This is a genomic window from Halomonas sp. SIMBA_159 (assembly GCF_046536035.1).
GTDB lineage: Bacteria > Pseudomonadota > Gammaproteobacteria > Pseudomonadales > Halomonadaceae > Vreelandella > Vreelandella venusta_A.
In genome coordinates this window covers 1-239 of record NZ_JAWJBT010001522.1, presented here as the reverse complement: position 1 = coordinate 239, position 239 = coordinate 1, and the positions used below count along the sequence as shown (strand labels likewise).

The 239-nt window shown below is 54.0% G+C and carries 1 protein-coding gene; it reads right to left on the bottom strand.

The genetic code is table 11. The features are described 5' to 3' along the window. The coding region (locus R0J87_RS24320; RefSeq protein ID WP_498889616.1) for an ATP-binding cassette domain-containing protein at window positions 1-239 on the bottom strand (239 nt) is incomplete at both ends.

The following is a 239-nucleotide window of genomic DNA, read 5'->3' as shown; positions in this document are numbered from 1 at the left end:
ATCGGGTCGAGCGCGGAAAACGGTTCATCCATCAAGACGATATTCGGATCGCCCGCAAGCGCACGGACCACGCCGACCCGCTGCTGCTGGCCGCCGCTCAACTCCAATGGATAACGGTCCATAAAGACATCCGGATCCAAGCCGACCAATTGCAATAATTCTCTCGAACGTTCATTGGATTTATCGGCCGTCCAATTCAATAGCTTCGGGACAAGTGAGACATTGTCGGCGATGGTCAT